The organism is Clostridium sp. AF37-5, from assembly GCF_003477605.1.
Taxonomy (GTDB): domain Bacteria; phylum Bacillota; class Clostridia; order Lachnospirales; family Lachnospiraceae; genus Eubacterium_F.
The window spans coordinates 21,797-37,588 of the sequence record NZ_QUDR01000004.1; the positions used below are offsets into that span (position 1 = coordinate 21,797).

The 15,792-nt window shown below is 40.3% G+C and carries 16 protein-coding genes and 1 tRNA gene; 1 reads left to right on the plus strand and 16 read right to left on the minus strand.

Annotated elements, in window-relative coordinates; genetic code table 11:
- Positions 1-193: 193 nt before the first annotated feature.
- The 6 genes from DW019_RS03675 to DW019_RS03700 form a co-directional block, all read right to left on the minus strand.
- The gene (locus DW019_RS03675; RefSeq protein ID WP_118442555.1) at positions 194-1,639 is read right to left on the minus strand and encodes an NlpC/P60 family protein; all 1,446 of its coding nucleotides are present in this window, start codon (positions 1,637-1,639) and stop codon (positions 194-196) included.
- A 124-nt stretch (positions 1,640-1,763) separates the two neighbouring features.
- The gene (gene serS, locus DW019_RS03680) at positions 1,764-3,047 is read right to left on the minus strand and encodes a serine--tRNA ligase (RefSeq protein ID WP_117477862.1); all 1,284 of its coding nucleotides are present in this window, start codon (positions 3,045-3,047) and stop codon (positions 1,764-1,766) included.
- Positions 3,048-3,112: 65 nt separating this feature from the next.
- Positions 3,113-3,943, minus strand: a complete 831-nt coding sequence (locus DW019_RS03685) for a prolipoprotein diacylglyceryl transferase (RefSeq protein WP_117477861.1) — start codon at positions 3,941-3,943, stop codon at positions 3,113-3,115.
- Positions 3,944-4,011: 68 nt separating this feature from the next.
- Positions 4,012-4,416, minus strand: a complete 405-nt coding sequence (locus DW019_RS03690) for a hypothetical protein (RefSeq protein ID WP_117477860.1) — start codon at positions 4,414-4,416, stop codon at positions 4,012-4,014.
- A gap of 218 nt (positions 4,417-4,634) precedes the next feature.
- On the minus strand, positions 4,635-4,946 hold the full coding sequence (locus DW019_RS03695) for a hypothetical protein (protein WP_022377350.1): 312 nt from the start codon (positions 4,944-4,946) through the stop codon (positions 4,635-4,637).
- An 81-nt stretch (positions 4,947-5,027) separates the two neighbouring features.
- Positions 5,028-5,681: an HAD family hydrolase gene (locus DW019_RS03700; protein WP_118442556.1), complete on the minus strand. Its 654-nt coding sequence runs from the start codon at positions 5,679-5,681 to the stop codon at positions 5,028-5,030.
- Between the two features lie 173 nt (positions 5,682-5,854).
- Between DW019_RS03700 and DW019_RS03705 the strand changes: the two genes are divergently transcribed.
- Positions 5,855-7,588 carry a proline--tRNA ligase gene (locus DW019_RS03705; RefSeq protein ID WP_118442557.1) on the plus strand — a complete coding sequence of 578 codons (1,734 nt, stop codon included), beginning with the start codon at positions 5,855-5,857 and terminating at the stop codon, positions 7,586-7,588.
- Positions 7,589-7,648: 60 nt separating this feature from the next.
- Here DW019_RS03705 and DW019_RS03710 read toward each other — a convergent pair whose 3' ends face one another.
- The 10 genes from DW019_RS03710 to DW019_RS03755 form a co-directional block, all read right to left on the minus strand.
- Positions 7,649-8,152: a CarD family transcriptional regulator gene (locus DW019_RS03710; protein WP_181974906.1), complete on the minus strand. Its 504-nt coding sequence runs from the start codon at positions 8,150-8,152 to the stop codon at positions 7,649-7,651.
- Between the two features lie 454 nt (positions 8,153-8,606).
- Entirely contained in the window at positions 8,607-9,041 is a 435-nt protein-coding gene (gene fabZ / locus DW019_RS03715; protein ID WP_117477857.1) for a 3-hydroxyacyl-ACP dehydratase FabZ, read from the minus strand.
- Between the two features lie 21 nt (positions 9,042-9,062).
- On the minus strand, positions 9,063-10,298 hold the full coding sequence (gene fabF / locus DW019_RS03720) for a beta-ketoacyl-ACP synthase II (RefSeq protein WP_117477856.1): 1,236 nt from the start codon (positions 10,296-10,298) through the stop codon (positions 9,063-9,065).
- Positions 10,299-10,318: 20 nt separating this feature from the next.
- Complete coding sequence (fabG, locus tag DW019_RS03725; protein ID WP_118442558.1) at positions 10,319-11,062, minus strand: 3-oxoacyl-[acyl-carrier-protein] reductase; 744 nt, start codon at positions 11,060-11,062, stop codon at positions 10,319-10,321.
- 22 nt (positions 11,063-11,084) lie between these two features.
- Positions 11,085-12,017: an ACP S-malonyltransferase gene (fabD, locus tag DW019_RS03730; RefSeq protein ID WP_118442559.1), complete on the minus strand. Its 933-nt coding sequence runs from the start codon at positions 12,015-12,017 to the stop codon at positions 11,085-11,087.
- A 146-nt stretch (positions 12,018-12,163) separates the two neighbouring features.
- Positions 12,164-12,394 carry an acyl carrier protein gene (acpP, locus tag DW019_RS03735; RefSeq protein ID WP_022377358.1) on the minus strand — a complete coding sequence of 77 codons (231 nt, stop codon included), beginning with the start codon at positions 12,392-12,394 and terminating at the stop codon, positions 12,164-12,166.
- Between the two features lie 109 nt (positions 12,395-12,503).
- A complete protein-coding gene (locus tag DW019_RS03740; RefSeq protein ID WP_117477854.1) occupies positions 12,504-12,800 on the minus strand; it encodes a hypothetical protein in 297 nt (98 codons plus the stop codon).
- A 103-nt stretch (positions 12,801-12,903) separates the two neighbouring features.
- A tRNA-Thr gene (locus tag DW019_RS03745) sits at positions 12,904-12,976 on the minus strand.
- Positions 12,977-13,149: 173 nt separating this feature from the next.
- Entirely contained in the window at positions 13,150-15,192 is a 2,043-nt protein-coding gene (gene htpG, locus DW019_RS03750) for a molecular chaperone HtpG (RefSeq protein ID WP_118442560.1), read from the minus strand.
- A gap of 89 nt (positions 15,193-15,281) precedes the next feature.
- A complete protein-coding gene (locus DW019_RS03755; RefSeq protein WP_118442561.1) occupies positions 15,282-15,728 on the minus strand; it encodes a DUF5721 family protein in 447 nt (148 codons plus the stop codon).
- Between the last annotated feature and the right edge of the window lie 64 nt (positions 15,729-15,792).

The window sequence follows — 15,792 nt, forward strand, 5'->3', positions numbered from 1 at the left end:
AATAGCTGCGATTCTCATTTACCAGATAAACAGATAAAATGAAATTAGATTCACCAGACAAACACCACGCTGTCTGATAAAGCAAAAGCAGTGCCTCCCCTGCGCATGAGAAACACTGCTTTTTGCTGTTCCTTTCGAAAGGAACTTTATTGTATCACGTGATATTTTACTCGTCAATTACTTTTTTTACAAATTATAGGCGTACAACGACCGGAATTTCGCTCTTTTTAAAAACGCCTCTGTCTCTTATTACAACATTATTATAGGTTGAACTACTCTCCATTGTCTTACCATTTCCAATGTAAATTGCAATGTGATATATTCGCTTATACCGTCCGTTTCTTCTTGCCTTCGAGCCGCCAAAGCAAATCAAATCTCCCGGTCTCATTTTCTTTTCAGAATAGTTTTTCTTTGCCTTAATGCGCTTTCCTTTTCTCACATAATAGTGGCCGATGTCCGCCGCCACCGGCGCCCAGCTTGTTTTGCAGACAAGATATCTTCCTACCGCACGATAGGTCCGGTAAACAAAAGAGGAGCAGTCATAATAGTTTTTATCCATCCGCCTTGCCTGACTGTACTTTTTCTTTCCTATCTGTTTATAACCATACCGCATCGCCCGGACAGCCGTTTTCGTACTTACTGCCAGATAATAATTTACTGTCTTTCCATCGACCTCACAGGAAATCACAGCACTTCCATACTTTTTCGTTGTCACCTTTCCTGAAGTTGTCACAACAGCAACTTTTACATCGGACGAACGAAAGACCGGTCGGCTTTCTGCATTTAACCCAGTCACCTTGACCGCCAGTTTTTTCTTTTTCTGATAAAAACCATATGCCTTTTTCATTATCGGGTTTGTGACCGTAATCACACATTCGGTCTGAACGCCATCCACCTGCGCCACTACAGTAGTAGAACCTACTTTTTTCGCCTTAACTACAACTCCTGCCTGATTATAGGAAACAATCGAAACAATGGAAGTATCCCTTGTCTGATAAACAACCGGATTTCCTGCAACAGATTCTAACAAAAGTGTTGTCTGACAGCCCTTCGCTAAATTCTGCTTTTGGATTGTAAATTGGGGCTGCAAAATTTCAACACCAAGCACAAAAGAGTACACACCGCCATATGAATCCGTAACCGTAACAGAAAATTCTGCAAAGCCTGCGCGAACCGGCGTAATAATTCCCTCCTGTGTAACTGTGGCTGTTTCCGGCGTTCTTGCCTGCCACACACACGTCATCGATTCAAACTGCGGTATCGGTAGCTGAAAAGAGCCACCACCCAAAGGATGTGCCGTAAACGACTGTCTGTTAAAACTCAAATCCGAAAGAATCTCATTTTTCTTTACTTCAATTTCTGCATAGTCAACTGTCTCCGCCTTCGTTTTCACGGAAATCGTAACCGTACCTGCACCAATTGTCGTAACAACTTTGTTTGCCGATACCTCAACCACATGCTCTTTACTTAAAACGACTTCCCCTTCCGGCAAATCCGCAAGAGTAATCTTTTGTCCTAAGTAGAGACAAATTTTTTGTGTCGTCTCCTTTGCCTGCACATAATTCGTCTGATTCACTCCGGCAAATGCCAAAGCAAACAGAAGAAATAACAGTGCAAAATACCTTTTGCTGCTTCGCATTTCCTCTCACCTTTCTTTGTAAATTTTTATATTTATCTTTCCTTAAATCACAGAACAAAGACTACACGATAGCAGAATCTTCTGTCATCGTGCAGTCTCACTATAAAACCACACTGTGTCATTTTTATTTCACTTCAATTTTTTCTTTACCGCCCATATATGGCTGTAATGCTTTCGGAATCTTAACTGAACCATCCTCACATAAGTTATTTTCTAAGAACGCAATCAACATACGTGGTGGTGCAACAACCGTATTATTTAAGGTGTGGGCAAAATACTTACCACCTTCACCGACAACACGAATCTTCAAACGGCGTGCCTGCGCATCTCCTAAATTCGAGCAGCTTCCCACTTCAAAATATTTCTTCTGGCGTGGAGACCATGCCTCTACATCAATCGATTTCACTTTCAAATCAGCCAAGTCACCGGAACAACACTCTAACGTACGTACCGGAATATCCAATGTACGGAATAAATCAACGGTGTTCTGCCACAATTTATCAAACCACATTTTACTGTCTTCCGGTTTGCAGACAACAATCATCTCCTGCTTTTCAAACTGATGGATCCGGTAAACACCGCGTTCCTCAATTCCGTGAGCACCTTTCTCCTTACGGAAACATGGAGAATAACTGGTCAAAGTTTTTGGCAGCTGTTCTTCCGGAATAATTTTATCGATAAACTTACCAATCATAGAATGTTCACTCGTACCAATCAGATACAAATCTTCACCCTCGATTTTGTACATCATCGCATCCATTTCATCAAACGACATAACACCTGTTACAACATTTGAACGAATCATAAACGGCGGCACACAATAGGTAAATCCGCGGTCAATCATAAAGTCTCTTGCATAGGAAATAACTGCAGAATGAAGTCTGGCAATATCACCCATCAGATAATAGAATCCATTTCCTGCAACGTCACGTGCCGAATCCAAATCCAGTCCATCAAATGATTCCATAATCTGTGCATGATATGGGATTTCAAAATCCGGAACCACCGGATCACCAAACTTCTCAATTTCTACATTTTCAGTATCATTTTTACCAATTGGAACACTCGGGTCAATGATGTTTGGAATTACCATCATGCGCTTATTCAATTCCTCTGCAATTTCTGCCTCTCGTGCTTCTAAATCAGAAAGTTCTTTGGCATAACCGGCAACCTCTTCCTTCATTGCCTCAGCTTCTTCTTTTTTGCCCTGACCCATCAGCGCACCAATCATCTTTGAATTTTTCTTACGAAGAGCACGAAGGTCATCTGCTTTCTGCTGTGTCTCGCGGCGCTCTTTATCAAGTGCAATCACTTCATCCACGAGTGGCAGTTTGTGCTCCTGAAATTTATTTTTAATGTTTTGTTTTACAACATCAGGATTTTCTCTTACAAATTTGATATCTAACATAATTTTCTTCCTTCCATATCTTTCTCACCGGTCATCCTGTCCCGCCGGCATTTTTCTACGGAAAATTATACACCACTTTTTTCTTCCTTGCAATGCTTTTCCACCCATTTTCCACGCACCAAAACAATTCCAACCGGCAGTAAAATCAAACTAATTAACTGCGAGGTGGAAAAAATGCTGATACTTCCTCTGATTTTATCCCCGCGAAGCATCTCTAACAAAAATCTGGCAATGGAATAATAAATCAAATAAATTCCCATCAACCGTCCATTTCTCAAATTCTTTTTCTTCATAAGGCAAAACAAAATACCACACAAAAGAAAATTCATAAGCGCCTCTAAAAGCTGCACGGGGAAACGCGGCACCTGACTTAATTGCGGAACAGCCTCATTATACGGAAACTGTATCGCAAAAGGGCCATGGTATTCAATGCCATAACAGCACCCGGAACAAAAGCATCCAATTCTTCCAATACCGTGAACAAATGGAATCAATGGTGCAAACACATCCATATACGAAACATAGGATAAATGATACTGCTTACAGTAACAAAAGATCCCCAAAAAGGCACCAATCAGGCCACCATAAAAAACAAGCCCGCCAAACAAATAATTCATTAAAAATAACAGTGTCTGCATGAAATTTTTATCAAAACCAGCCGCAACTGCATCCCATTTCTGTATCAGGCTCGGAAGCCTTGTCAAACAATACAACAGTTTAGAGCCGATAAGAATACCAATCGCCGCATAGATGGCACCATATAAAACATCCTCCTTGGCCAGACGATAGCGGCCTGCTATTTTTCTTGCTATAACAATGGCTATAAAAAAACCTGCCAAAAAAATTGTGCTATAAGTTGGAATATCTGCAAATCCTAAATGAATTGATGGAAACATTTTCTCCTCCTTAGAAAAAAGGCTGCTGCCTAAGCAGCAACCTTCTTTATTTTGGTTATATTGTTCTCTTAGTTGTAAGCATCTGACAAGTCGTTCAATGCATTGCTCAAGTCATTTAAACTATCTGCTGCATCATTAACATCACTGCTTACTAAACAGGAACCACCAACGCATCCATAACAAGTATAACTTGTTTTGGTACTGCTGGACTCAACAGCACCACAAATTGAACATCCTACTGCAAAAATAACAGCAAAGATAATACCAATCAAACCACAGACAAAACCAGCCTGACCTTTTGTGCCTCCTGTCTGTTTTTTGGCATTAATACCGAGAACAACTGCTACGATACCTAAAATCAAAGCAATTGCGGCACCAATTACACCAAAGGTAATTCCTCCGATGATAGCGAGCACTAAGCTCACAATACCAAGAATGGTAGAAGCTGTTGCTGCTCCGTTTTTCTGTTCCATAAAAATATCCTCCTTCCTCAATTATTTATCCCATAAAACTCCCTATAACAATTTATATTCTACCATACCAATATATTCCAAGCAATAAAAATTTTGACAAAAAAACTACATATTTTACATTTTTTTCATTTACCTTAACTATTTCGCATAAAAATATATATGTACAAAAAAGAAGCAGTTTCGGTCAATCCCGTTGCTGCTTCTTTTTCATCCCATTATTAATTTTTATCGTTTCCCGTCACATCATCAACGGCGTCATCCACACCGTCAATTACGTCGTTTACACCGTCAGCAGCATCATCCACGCCGTCTTTTACATCATCCGATAAATCGTTATCATCGTTTTTGTTGTCATCCGTCGCATTTGGCGTTGCTGTGTTATTATTTTCATTCGTTGGCGTCTGTGTCGCTTCATTTGTTGCTTCCGGGGAAGCAGATGGGTCCGTTGCGCTGTTATTTTTATTGCCGCACCCGGTTACCATAGCGGACAAACAAACAACAAGCATTGCAAAAACTACTATTTTTTTCATTGAAATATCCTCACTTTCTACAAATAAATCGTTTCTTACAATGCTATTGTGACCCATTTTATTGTTTTTATTCGTTTGTTTTTATTTGAAAAATTTTTCAATTTCTTCCGGTTTATCGACAATGTAATCGGCACCATGCTCTTCTAAAAAAGTTCTTCCCCGAAATCCCCAGCTCACACCAATGCAGTCCATTTCACTGGCTTTTGCTGTCGCTAAGTCAACATCCGAATCACCAATATAAACAGCATTTTTCTTATCACACCGTAACTCTGCCAATGCCTTATTAACCATATCCGGAGCCGGTTTTTTGCGGATTCCCTTTTCTTCCATCTCTCCTAATGCCACATCAAATAAATTGTTGAAATAAACCGGTATCAATTCTTTCACAGCAAAATCCGCTTTATTTGAAACAACCGCCATTTTAACTCCTTTTTCTTTCAAATTTTGAAGAAGCGCAAGAATTCTGGGATACGGTGCAGTTTTATCATGACAATGCTCTCCATAGTAATCCTTAAAATCCGAAAGTGCCTGTTCAAACGCCGGATTTTCTTTCCCGGATGGGACAGCACGCTCCATTAACTTTACAATCCCATTTCCCACATACTGACACACCTGCGTAATTGTACAAAGTGGCATTTTGTTTTTTTTAAGTGAATAATTCACGGCGTCCGCTAAATCTTCTAATGTATTTAATAACGTTCCATCCAAATCAAAAATTGCTGTCTGATATGACATATTCCTTCATCCTTTCTGCATTCGCTCCAAATTACGCACATTGTACCACTCTCTTTTGGTTTGTGCAAGTTGACATTTGCTCGGCTAAATGCTAACATAAATGTAATTGTTCAAAATCGTTTTTGAGCACTTACATTTGATGTACGAATTTATTTTTGGAGGAAATGACAATTATGAAACTAGACAAATTAGTAGGCGAACGCTTCAAAGAAAAACCAAGCGATTGTGTCATTGAAAGTCATGCACTGATGATGCGCGGCGGCTATATGAAAGATGTAGCCAAGGGAATTTACTCACAATTCACCCCATTAAAGCGCATTTGCCAGAAAATAGAGACGATTATCCGTGAGGAAATGGATGCCATTGACGGACAGGAAGTTTTGTTCCCGGTTGCTCTTCCGGCCTCTTTGTGGGATGAGTCCGGACGTTACGAAAGTGTCGGCAGTGAGCTTTTACGTTTTACCGACCGCAACGGCTCAAAAATGGTCTTAGGAATGACTCACGAGGAAGCTGCCGTTCAGCTTGTCCGCGATTATGCAAAAAGTTATAACAGTTATCCTTTTATGATTTATCAGATTCAGACTAAATTCCGTGATGAAGCACGTCCACGTGCCGGTTTAATCCGTGTCCGCGAATTTACTATGAAAGATGCTTATTCTTTCCACACTTCACAGGAAGACTTAGAGCGTTATTATCAAATTTGTTATGATGCTTATAACCGCATTTTTGCACGTGCCGGTATCCCGGAAGTAGTTACCGTTGCCTCCGACTCCGGTATGATGGGTGGAAGTCTTTCCCATGAATATATGCTCTTAACACCAATTGGAGAGGATTCGATTGCCATCTGTTCCGATTGTGATTACCGTGCAAATATGGAAGCTGCTGAATCGGTTATTGAAAATGCGAAAGATGCAGCCGATGAACCACTGACAAAAGTTCACACACCTAACATTCACACCATTGAAGAAATCTGTGATTTTCTTCATTCTCCATTGGAGAAATCGTGTAAAGCTGTTGTTTACCAGAAAAATATGACAGACGATTTTGTTGTTATTTTCATCCGCGGCGATTTAGATGTAAATGAAACCAAATTAACAAACTATCTCGGTGAAGAAGTTCATCCGGCTGTTATAACAAGCGACTGTGGTCTGAATGCCGGCTATATCGGCCCGGTAAATCTTACCGTAAATGGCAACTACACCGTGCTTTATGACAAATCACTTCAGGGAACAAATAATTTATCCTGTGGTGCCAACGAAGAAGAATATCATTACACGGGACTCTGCATGGAGCGTGATGTTGTCGATGCCGAATATGTGGATTTAGCAAAAATCGTTGATGGCGGCATCTGCCCACACTGTGGTAAAAAGACCATCCACATTTCCCGCGGTATTGAAGTAGGAAACATCTTCCAGCTCGGAACGAAATATACAAAATCTATGAATATGCAGTATTTGGATGCGGATGGCGAATCCCATTATCCAATTATGGGCTGTTATGGTATTGGCGTTGGACGTCTTGCTGCTTCTGTCTGTGAAGCACATCACGATGACTACGGTCCGGTATGGCCGATTACCATTGCCCCATGGCAGGTTCACCTGTGCTGTCTGCGTGCAGACGATGCCGAAGCAAAAGCTTTTGCTGATGAATTATATGCAAGTCTGCAGAAAGAACACATTGAAGTTATTTATGACGACCGAAATGTCCGCCCGGGTGTTATGTTCTCTGACGCAGATTTACTTGGTGTTCCGATTCGTCTTGTAGTCAGCCCAAGAAATATGAAAGATGCAGTTGTAGAGCTTTCCAGCCGTGATAAGTCTGTACAGGATAAAGTTGCACTTGCTGATGTTGTACCAGCAGTAAAAGAATTGATTGCTAAGATGACAAAAGAAATTGAATCAAAATAACAAAAAAAATGAAGCCGGTCTGCGAAAAAGCGAACCGGCTTTTTTTCATAATAAATTCATTTACTCTCCACGAATCTGTGCTACAAAATACTCCTCTGCTTCTCCCTTTGTCATTTCAAAAGGAATTGCTAATTCACCAAACAAATTATCCTCTGCCATATGCAGATAACGCTCATCACTTGTTGTTGCTTTTTTTCCTTTTTGTAATCTGGCCTGATTTCTCTGATAAGACGTCTTAATCAGTTTAACCCACTGTCTGCTGTCACAGGAACGGAGTGCCTCTTTGTACACCTCTTCCCGCTTCTTATCGTTCTCTACCCAGAGTGTCTCAATTTCGTCCCACTCTTTTAATAATGTCTCTGCTTCTTTTTTCGTCATAACCGGACGTGTTACTACTCTTTTTCCATCCGTTGGTACAAACAGTTTACTGCCCGAAGTATAAATCGGAACCAGCGTATAATACGTGCGCTGTGGGGCACCATCTATGCCATCCATATTTTGAATCGATTCTACCCGGCAGACTCCACTATTCCCATGCACTACATAGTCTCCTATTTCAAACAAGTCTATCCATCCTTTCTGCCGACTGCGCCACGACTATAAGAGGCGCTTATATTTTCTGTCTACACTATTAGTATACCACTTTTTTGCTGTTATCGTAAGATTTTTTTTAATTTCTTTTTGATACCTTTTTGATATTCGTTTGGGGTAAGTGCTTGATGGTTGTTTTTTAGGGTCCGTAAATTAGTCGAAAATGTTTTGCGACTAATTTACTGGAATCCTAAAAGATTAGCATCAAACACTTGGCACAAACTTCCCACTAAAAACTAGTTAAGCATTATTTGGTCGTTTGGCGACACATCCCCCTCTCTCTTTTACAAAAGCACAGTCGAACAATACAGTTAAAATAGAAAAAAAGAAATTCAATTGGCGAGAGACTATAATGTGAAACATTATCCTGTCTCAAGACAAATGAATTTCTTTTTTCTATTTCATAATTATATTATTTCGACGCCTTTTACTTAGCATCCGTACACATAAAGCTGATTTCTGCTTCTGCTGCTAATTTACCATCTACTGTTGCAACTGCTTTGCCAATGCCCATTGGTCCTTTGCATTTAATAATTTCTGTCTCTAAGCGCAGACGGTCGCCCGGAATTACCTGCTTTCTGAATTTGGCATTTTTGATTCCGCCAAAGAAGGCAAGTTTCCCTTTGTTTTCCGGAAGGCTTAATACTGCAATCGCGCCAACCTGAGCCAATGCCTCAATGATTAACACACCCGGCATTACCGGCTGCTGTGGAAAATGGCCCTGAAAAAATGGCTCGTTCATCGTTACATTTTTATATCCTACCGCTCTTACTCCCGGCTCCATCTCTTCGACGCAGTCAACTAAGAGGAACGGATAACGGTGTGGGATAATCTTTTGAATATCGTTGATATCTAATAACATTTCGTTTTTCCCTTCCGTTTTTTATTCTGCAAATGCCTTGAAAATCAATACAGCATTATGTCCACCAAATCCAAGAGAGTTACTCAGTGCTACATCAACTTTTGTTTCAACAGCCTCTTTCGGACAATCCAAATCACATTCCGGATCCTGATTTACAAGACCAATATTGGCATGTACATAGTTTTCCATAATAGATTTTACACAAGTAATTGCCTCAACACCACCGGCAGCACCAAGCAGATGTCCTACCATGGATTTTGTTGAATTAACTTTACACTGGTAAGCCGCATCTCCCATCGCAAGTTTAATTGCCTTAGTCTCGAATGCATCATTCATGTGTGTGCTGGTTCCGTGTGCATTGATATAATCAATATCTTCCGGTTTGATGCCCGCATCTTTGATTGCAAACTCAATTGCTTTTGCATCGCCGCTTCCGTCGTCAATCGGTGCTGTCAGATGATGTGCATCACTCGTTGCACCATAACCAACAACTTCTGCGTAAATATGAGCACCACGTGCTTTGGCATGCTCTAATTCTTCAAGAACTAAAATACCAGCACCTTCACCCATAACAAATCCACCACGGTCTACATCAAACGGAATCGAAGCTCTTTTCGGGTCATCTGTTGTATTCAATGCATTCAATCCGGTAAATCCGGCAACACCAAGCTCGGTAATCGCACCTTCTGAGCCACCGGCAACCATAACATCTGCCTCACCATATTGAATGGATCGGTATCCCTCACCGATACAGTGAGTACCTGTTGCACAAGCTGTTACCACGTTGATATTTTTACCTTTTAACCCAAACTGAATTGAAATATTTCCGGCTGCCATATTGGAAATGAGCATCGGAATCATAAGCGGAGCTACACGGTTTGGTCCTTTTGTCAAAATTTTCTCATAATTTTTCTGCACACACTGAAGACTTCCAATTCCACAGCCGACGCTGCATCCTACCATAAATGGATCTTCCTTTTCCATATCCAGTCCACTGTCTTCAAGTGCCTCTTTTGCAGCTACAACCGCATACTGTGCAAAATCTTCCATACGTCGTGCGGATTTTTTATCCATCGCAATCGTCGGATCAAAATCTTTAACCTCTGCAGCCAAATGTGCTTTGTAATCGGTTGTGTCAAACTTCGTAATTGGTCCGATTCCAACGGTTCCTTTTTTTACATTTTCCCAAAAATCTTTTACATTATTTCCGATTGGGGTTACTGCACCCATACCGGTAACTACAACTCGTCTACTCATTCTTTCCTCCATTCATTTTGTTACATCGCAATACCGCCATCGACACACAATACCTGTCCGGTAATGTATTTTGCACGGTCAGACGCTAAAAATACAACTGCTTCCGCTACATCTTCTACCGTACCAAATGCACCGAGCGGAATCGTTTTACATGCTTCTTCTTTTACCGCATCCGAAAGCTTGTCCGTCATCTCTGTTGCAATAAATCCAGGTGCTACTGCATTTACTGTGATACCACGGGATGACAATTCTTTTGCCGTCGCTTTGGTAAGACCAATTACACCGGCTTTGGAAGCGGAATAATTTGCCTGTCCCATATTACCGATAATACCCGATACGGAAGCCATGTTAATAATACGTCCCTGACGCTGTTTCATCATCGGACGCGTCACAAATTTAATGCCATTGAATACACCGGCAAGGTTTGTCTGAATAACATCCTGAAATTCCTCTTCCGACATTTTCATAATCAGATTATCTCTTGTAATTCCGGCATTATTTACCAAAATATCAATTCTTCCATATTCTTTTACTACGCCGCCAAAAAATTCTTTTGCCTGATCAAAATCGCTGACATTGCACTGAATGGCTTTTGCTTTCCCACCATCTTTTTCAATCTCAGAAACAACTTCGTCGGCACGCTCTTTGGAACCATTATAATTAACAATTACCATTGCACCTTCGCGGGCAAGCGCTTTTGCAGTTGCTCTTCCGATTCCTCTGCTGGCACCGGTAACGACTGCTATTTTGTCCTGTAATAACATACTGCCTCTCTTTCATAAAGCACTATTTGAGCGCTTCTACAACCTTGTCAATATCTTCCATTGTTGCCACATTATATGTAGTCAGTTCCTTGCCAATGGCTTTGGCAATTTTTTTATTAAATCCTGCCAATGTTCTTCCCGGTCCAATCTCGATAAAGGTATCAACACCGTTTTCTACCATCTTTTCCACTGACTGCTGCCAACGTACCGAATGGCTGACCTGACTTACAAGACGAGGCATAATGTCTGCCTGCTCTGTAATATAGGAAGCGTCTACATTTGCCACATAAGGAATCTGCGGTTTTTCAATCGTAAGTTCTTTTAATACAGCCTCTAATTTTTCACCGGCTCCTGTAAGAAGGCTTGAGTGAAATGGTCCGCTTACGTTTAAAAGAACGGCTCTTTTTGCTCCGGCCTCTTTTAATTTGTCTGCTGCCTGTTTTACCTGTTCAGTCTCTCCGGAAATTACAATCTGTCCCGGACAGTTATAGTTTGCAACCTGAACTTTATCAAACTCTTCAATATTTTTATCAATCTCTGCAGCATCCATACCAAGAATTGCTGCCATAGTACCTTTTCCTGCCGGTACTTCTTCCTGCATGAAAATACCACGTTTACGAACTGCTTTTGCAGCATCTACAAAATTCATAGAACCTGCTGCTACTAACGCACAGTATTCACCAAGGCTAAGTCCGGCTGCCACATCCGCCTTTACACCTCTGGTTTTCAATTCTTCCATAATTGCCACACTGGTTGTAAGAAGACATACCTGCGTAAATTCTGTAATATTAATGTCGTTATTTTCTTCAAAACAAAGTGCTTTCAAGTCCAAATCAACTGCCTTAGATGCCTGTTCAAACACATCTTTTGCCACTGCTGAATTTTCATAAACATTTTGTCCCATTCCTACCACCTGTGCTCCCTGTCCGGGGAAGACAAATGCAATTTTACCCATAGTTCTATCCTAGCCTTTCTTTCATCATTCTCTCATCATTGGTGCGTATACATTGCACTCTAAAACATTGACACCAAGAGAAGCGGACTATGTCAAACCTTCTTGGTGTCAATCTTGACCTGTTTATCAGGTTATGTGCAATTGTTTTACTCTACACCTTTGCTCTTTAAGAAATTAATTACGTCGCCTACTGTGTTGATGCTTTCCAAATCATCCGTAGGAATCTCAACATCATACTCCTCTTCAAGAGCCATGATCAATTCATAGAGATCAAGAGAATCTGCTCCCAAATCATCTTTGAAAGAAGATGCTTCTGTGATGCTGTCTGCATCTACGCTCAACTGATCTGCGATAAGTTCCTGCATTTTTTCTAACATAATACGATTTCTCCTTTTTACTTAAATTCTTTTTTTATTCGTTCAAAAATATACTTTGAATCACCATGTATTGTAGCGTATCCACATACGTTTGTCAAGATTTTTCCATTTATATAAACTGGAGTGTAAAACAAACCACCGCCGCCAAGGTAAGCAGCACATAAAAAACGATTGCTTTCTTCCTCTCCGGATAGGCTTTCAGGGCATTTAAAACAAACAGCACAATAACAATTCCAAGCTCCGTTTTTAACATCCAGCCCTTATTCATCCCCATGCCCACATCGATAATGATAAAGATTAACAATATGGCAGTCAGTATACTTTGTAAAATCATGAGCACTTTTTCTTTCTGTCTCATAAGCCCCCACGCGCCTGCCATATCCTGCGAAAATTTTCTATCTGCCATTTATTTCTCCTTTCTTATTGAAACTGCCTGCATCCACTTTACTGTAAATGCAGGCAGTTCGAAAATAGTATACAAAATAGTATATTGTAAACAAAATAAAGGAAGCTTCGAAAGGGACTTGAACCCTCGACCCCTTCATTACGAGTGAAGTGCTCTACCGACTGAGCTATCGAAGCACACGGTGTATAACCGACAGAATATATAATACACATTCCTAATTTTTTTGTCAAGTAATTCATTCATACTTTTGGTCATTTTTTTCAAATAAGCAAAGACACCCACCGACACATAAAAAGCAAGTCCTGCCTCTCATGCACCGGTGGTGCTCTCCTAATCATAATACCTTACATTACTTAGTAAGCAGCATCATAATCTCATTGCTTCGATTAATAAACTCTGTCATCTTATCTGCCTGCAGTGGCTGATGGCTAATCATTGCCAGATCATAAAGCTGTTTGCAGAACATATCGCTGTGCTCGCCATCTTTGTTCGCCAGCAGATACTGGACCAAATCATTGTTTGCATTCAGAACAAGTGTCTGTCCGACATCCGGCAGTTCCATACCGCCCATGCCATTTGCGGAATACATCTTCATCATATCCTGCATCCTTCTGGCCTCTTCAGACAAGGTAATCATAGAAGAAACTTTATCATTTTTCAATTTCTCCACTTTAACCTCTAACTGGTCTTTTCCGGTTGCTTTGCGGAACAATTCTTTCAAAGTCTCAGTATCTTCTTTCAGTTTTTCCTCATCACCTTCTTCTTTGAAAGCATCCGTCAAATCTGCATCAATTCTCTGGAATTTCACATCGTCATCGCCGGCTTCCAATGCCGATACAAACGGCTGGTCAATGTTATGAAGAAGAACAACTGCATTCATATCCTGCTCACGGAACATCTTCACATACTGGCTCTGCTGCTGCAAATCGGTAACATAGTAAACAGTCTTCTTTGGTGCCTCTGTCTCTTCTGAAGATTTCTCATCCTCTTTACCTTCTTCAACCACTTCTGCTTCCACTTCCGGCTCCGGAATTGTCTCCAAATACTCTTTTAATGTACTGTATTTGTCGTCTAAGTCTTTGAACAAAACATAATCTTTAATTTTCTCTTTGAACTTCTCATCTTTCAAGCAGCCAAATTTGATAAACGGGCTGATATCATCCCAATATTTCTCGTAATTCTCGCGGTCTGTTTTGCACATACCGGAAAGTTTATCTGCCACTTTTTTCGTAATATAATCCGAAATCTTCTTCACAAAGCCATCATTTTGCAAGGCACTACGACTTACATTCAATGGCAAATCCGGGCAGTCAATAACGCCCTTCAACAACATCAGAAATTCCGGAATTACTTCCTTAATATTATCCGCAATAAATACCTGATTGTTGTATAACTTAATCATACCTTCAACATTCTCATACTCTAAGTTTACTTTCGGGAAGTACAAGATACCTTTTAAGTTAAACGGATAATCCATATTCAAATGAATCCAGAATAACGGCTCACGGTAATCATTAAATACTTTACGGTAAAATGTCTTGTATTCCTCTTCGGTACACTCATTTGGATGTTTTGCCCAAAGTGGGTGCGTATCACTAATGGATACCGGACGTTTCAAAATTTTGGTCTTTTTAACCGGCTCTTTTGCTTCTTCGCCCTCTTTTTTATCGTCTTCTTTCGGCTCTTCTACAATTTCCTCAATCACCGTATCTTCATCTGTCACTTCTTCGCTCGGAATCGTCTCGTACTCCGGCTCAGCATTCGCTTTAGTAAGGAAAATTTCAACCGGCATAAAGGAACAATATTTATCAAGCACCTCACGAACACGGTATTCGTTGGCAAACTCGTAACTGTCCTCATTTAAATGCAGAATAATCCGGGTACCTACTGTATCTTTATCGGATGGTCCCATCTCGAACGTCAAACCACCGTCAGACTCCCAATGAACCGCTTCCGAACCTTCTTTATAAGAAAGGGTATGAATTTCTGCAGAGTCCGCTACCATAAATACAGAGTAAAAGCCAAGACCAAAATGTCCGATAATCTGCTCTTCATTTGCTTTATCTTTATATTTTTCCAAGAAATCAGCAGCACCGGAAAAAGCAATCTGGTTAATATACTCTTTCACTTCGTCTGCCGTCATACCAAGTCCATTATCGGTAAACGTAATTGTTTTATCTTCCGGATTTACTTCCACCTCAATTTTAGCTTTGTAATCATCCGGCAGAGAAGTCTCACTCATCAGATCTAATTTTTTCAATTTCGTAATCGCATCACAAGCATTACTTACAACCTCGCGGATAAAAATATCATGGTCTGAATACAGCCATTTCTTAATAATCGGGAATATGTTTTCTGAATTAATCGCTAAATTTCCTTGTTCATTCGTCATGTTATCAACCTCCAATTAGTAATTCAATCTTGTTCTAACAGATATGATAACGCTGTCACAATCGAATGTCAAGAAAAATTTAGCACTCATTAAAGTTGAGTGCTAACAATTTCATGTTTCTTTATAAATTGCAGACAATTGTCATCCCACGCTTCTTGCCCTTTTTTATCCAGAGAAAACTCCTTTTGCATATATCCGGTCACAAACTGAAGTTTTTCCTTTTCATAGCGGATTTGAATCGAGCCGACATCTCCATTTGGCATGTAATGACAAAAATCAAAAAGCATCTTCTGTGGCACTTTATTTCCTTTTATCCACGAAAAAACAAATGTTTTCATCATATTCCATGTAACCAGACCGGTTTCATCTGTCCGTTTTTCATCACTGTCAAACCAATCATCAAAACATCTGCCGTCAATATGAAACGTGGCAAATGTTGTCACCTCGCAGGAACGCAGATGAAAACGGTCAAACATACTGCCCTGAAACATATGCTGCATAAATTCTTTTACGCTGTCAATTTCCAATACAATCATTTCGTATATTATCCTTCCTAACTGCTCATACTAGCATTGTTGCAAAGTAACAAAATTCACTCTA

Coding starts and splice junctions, on each gene's coding strand:
- DW019_RS03700 (WP_118442556.1), bottom strand. CDS start 5,681: ATGTCATATCAGACAGCAATTTTTGATTTGGATGGAACGTTATTAAAT.
- DW019_RS03695 (WP_022377350.1), bottom strand. CDS start 4,946: ATGAAAAAAATAGTAGTTTTTGCAATGCTTGTTGTTTGTTTGTCCGCT.
- DW019_RS03690 (WP_117477860.1), bottom strand. CDS start 4,416: ATGGAACAGAAAAACGGAGCAGCAACAGCTTCTACCATTCTTGGTATT.
- fabF (WP_117477856.1), bottom strand. CDS start 10,298: ATGAGTAGACGAGTTGTAGTTACCGGTATGGGTGCAGTAACCCCAATC.
- serS (WP_117477862.1), bottom strand. CDS start 3,047: ATGTTAGATATCAAATTTGTAAGAGAAAATCCTGATGTTGTAAAACAA.
- fabG (WP_118442558.1), bottom strand. CDS start 11,062: ATGTTATTACAGGACAAAATAGCAGTCGTTACCGGTGCCAGCAGAGGA.
- fabZ (WP_117477857.1), bottom strand. CDS start 9,041: ATGTTATTAGATATCAACGATATTCAAAAGATTATCCCACACCGTTAT.
- DW019_RS03755 (WP_118442561.1), bottom strand. CDS start 15,728: ATGATTGTATTGGAAATTGACAGCGTAAAAGAATTTATGCAGCATATG.
- DW019_RS03685 (WP_117477861.1), bottom strand. CDS start 3,943: ATGTTTCCATCAATTCATTTAGGATTTGCAGATATTCCAACTTATAGC.
- DW019_RS03705 (WP_118442557.1), top strand. CDS start 5,855: ATGAAACTAGACAAATTAGTAGGCGAACGCTTCAAAGAAAAACCAAGC.
- fabD (WP_118442559.1), bottom strand. CDS start 12,017: ATGGGTAAAATTGCATTTGTCTTCCCCGGACAGGGAGCACAGGTGGTA.
- DW019_RS03740 (WP_117477854.1), bottom strand. CDS start 12,800: ATGGCAGATAGAAAATTTTCGCAGGATATGGCAGGCGCGTGGGGGCTT.
- DW019_RS03675 (WP_118442555.1), bottom strand. CDS start 1,639: ATGCGAAGCAGCAAAAGGTATTTTGCACTGTTATTTCTTCTGTTTGCT.
- htpG (WP_118442560.1), bottom strand. CDS start 15,192: ATGACGAATGAACAAGGAAATTTAGCGATTAATTCAGAAAACATATTC.
- acpP (WP_022377358.1), bottom strand. CDS start 12,394: ATGTTAGAAAAAATGCAGGAACTTATCGCAGATCAGTTGAGCGTAGAT.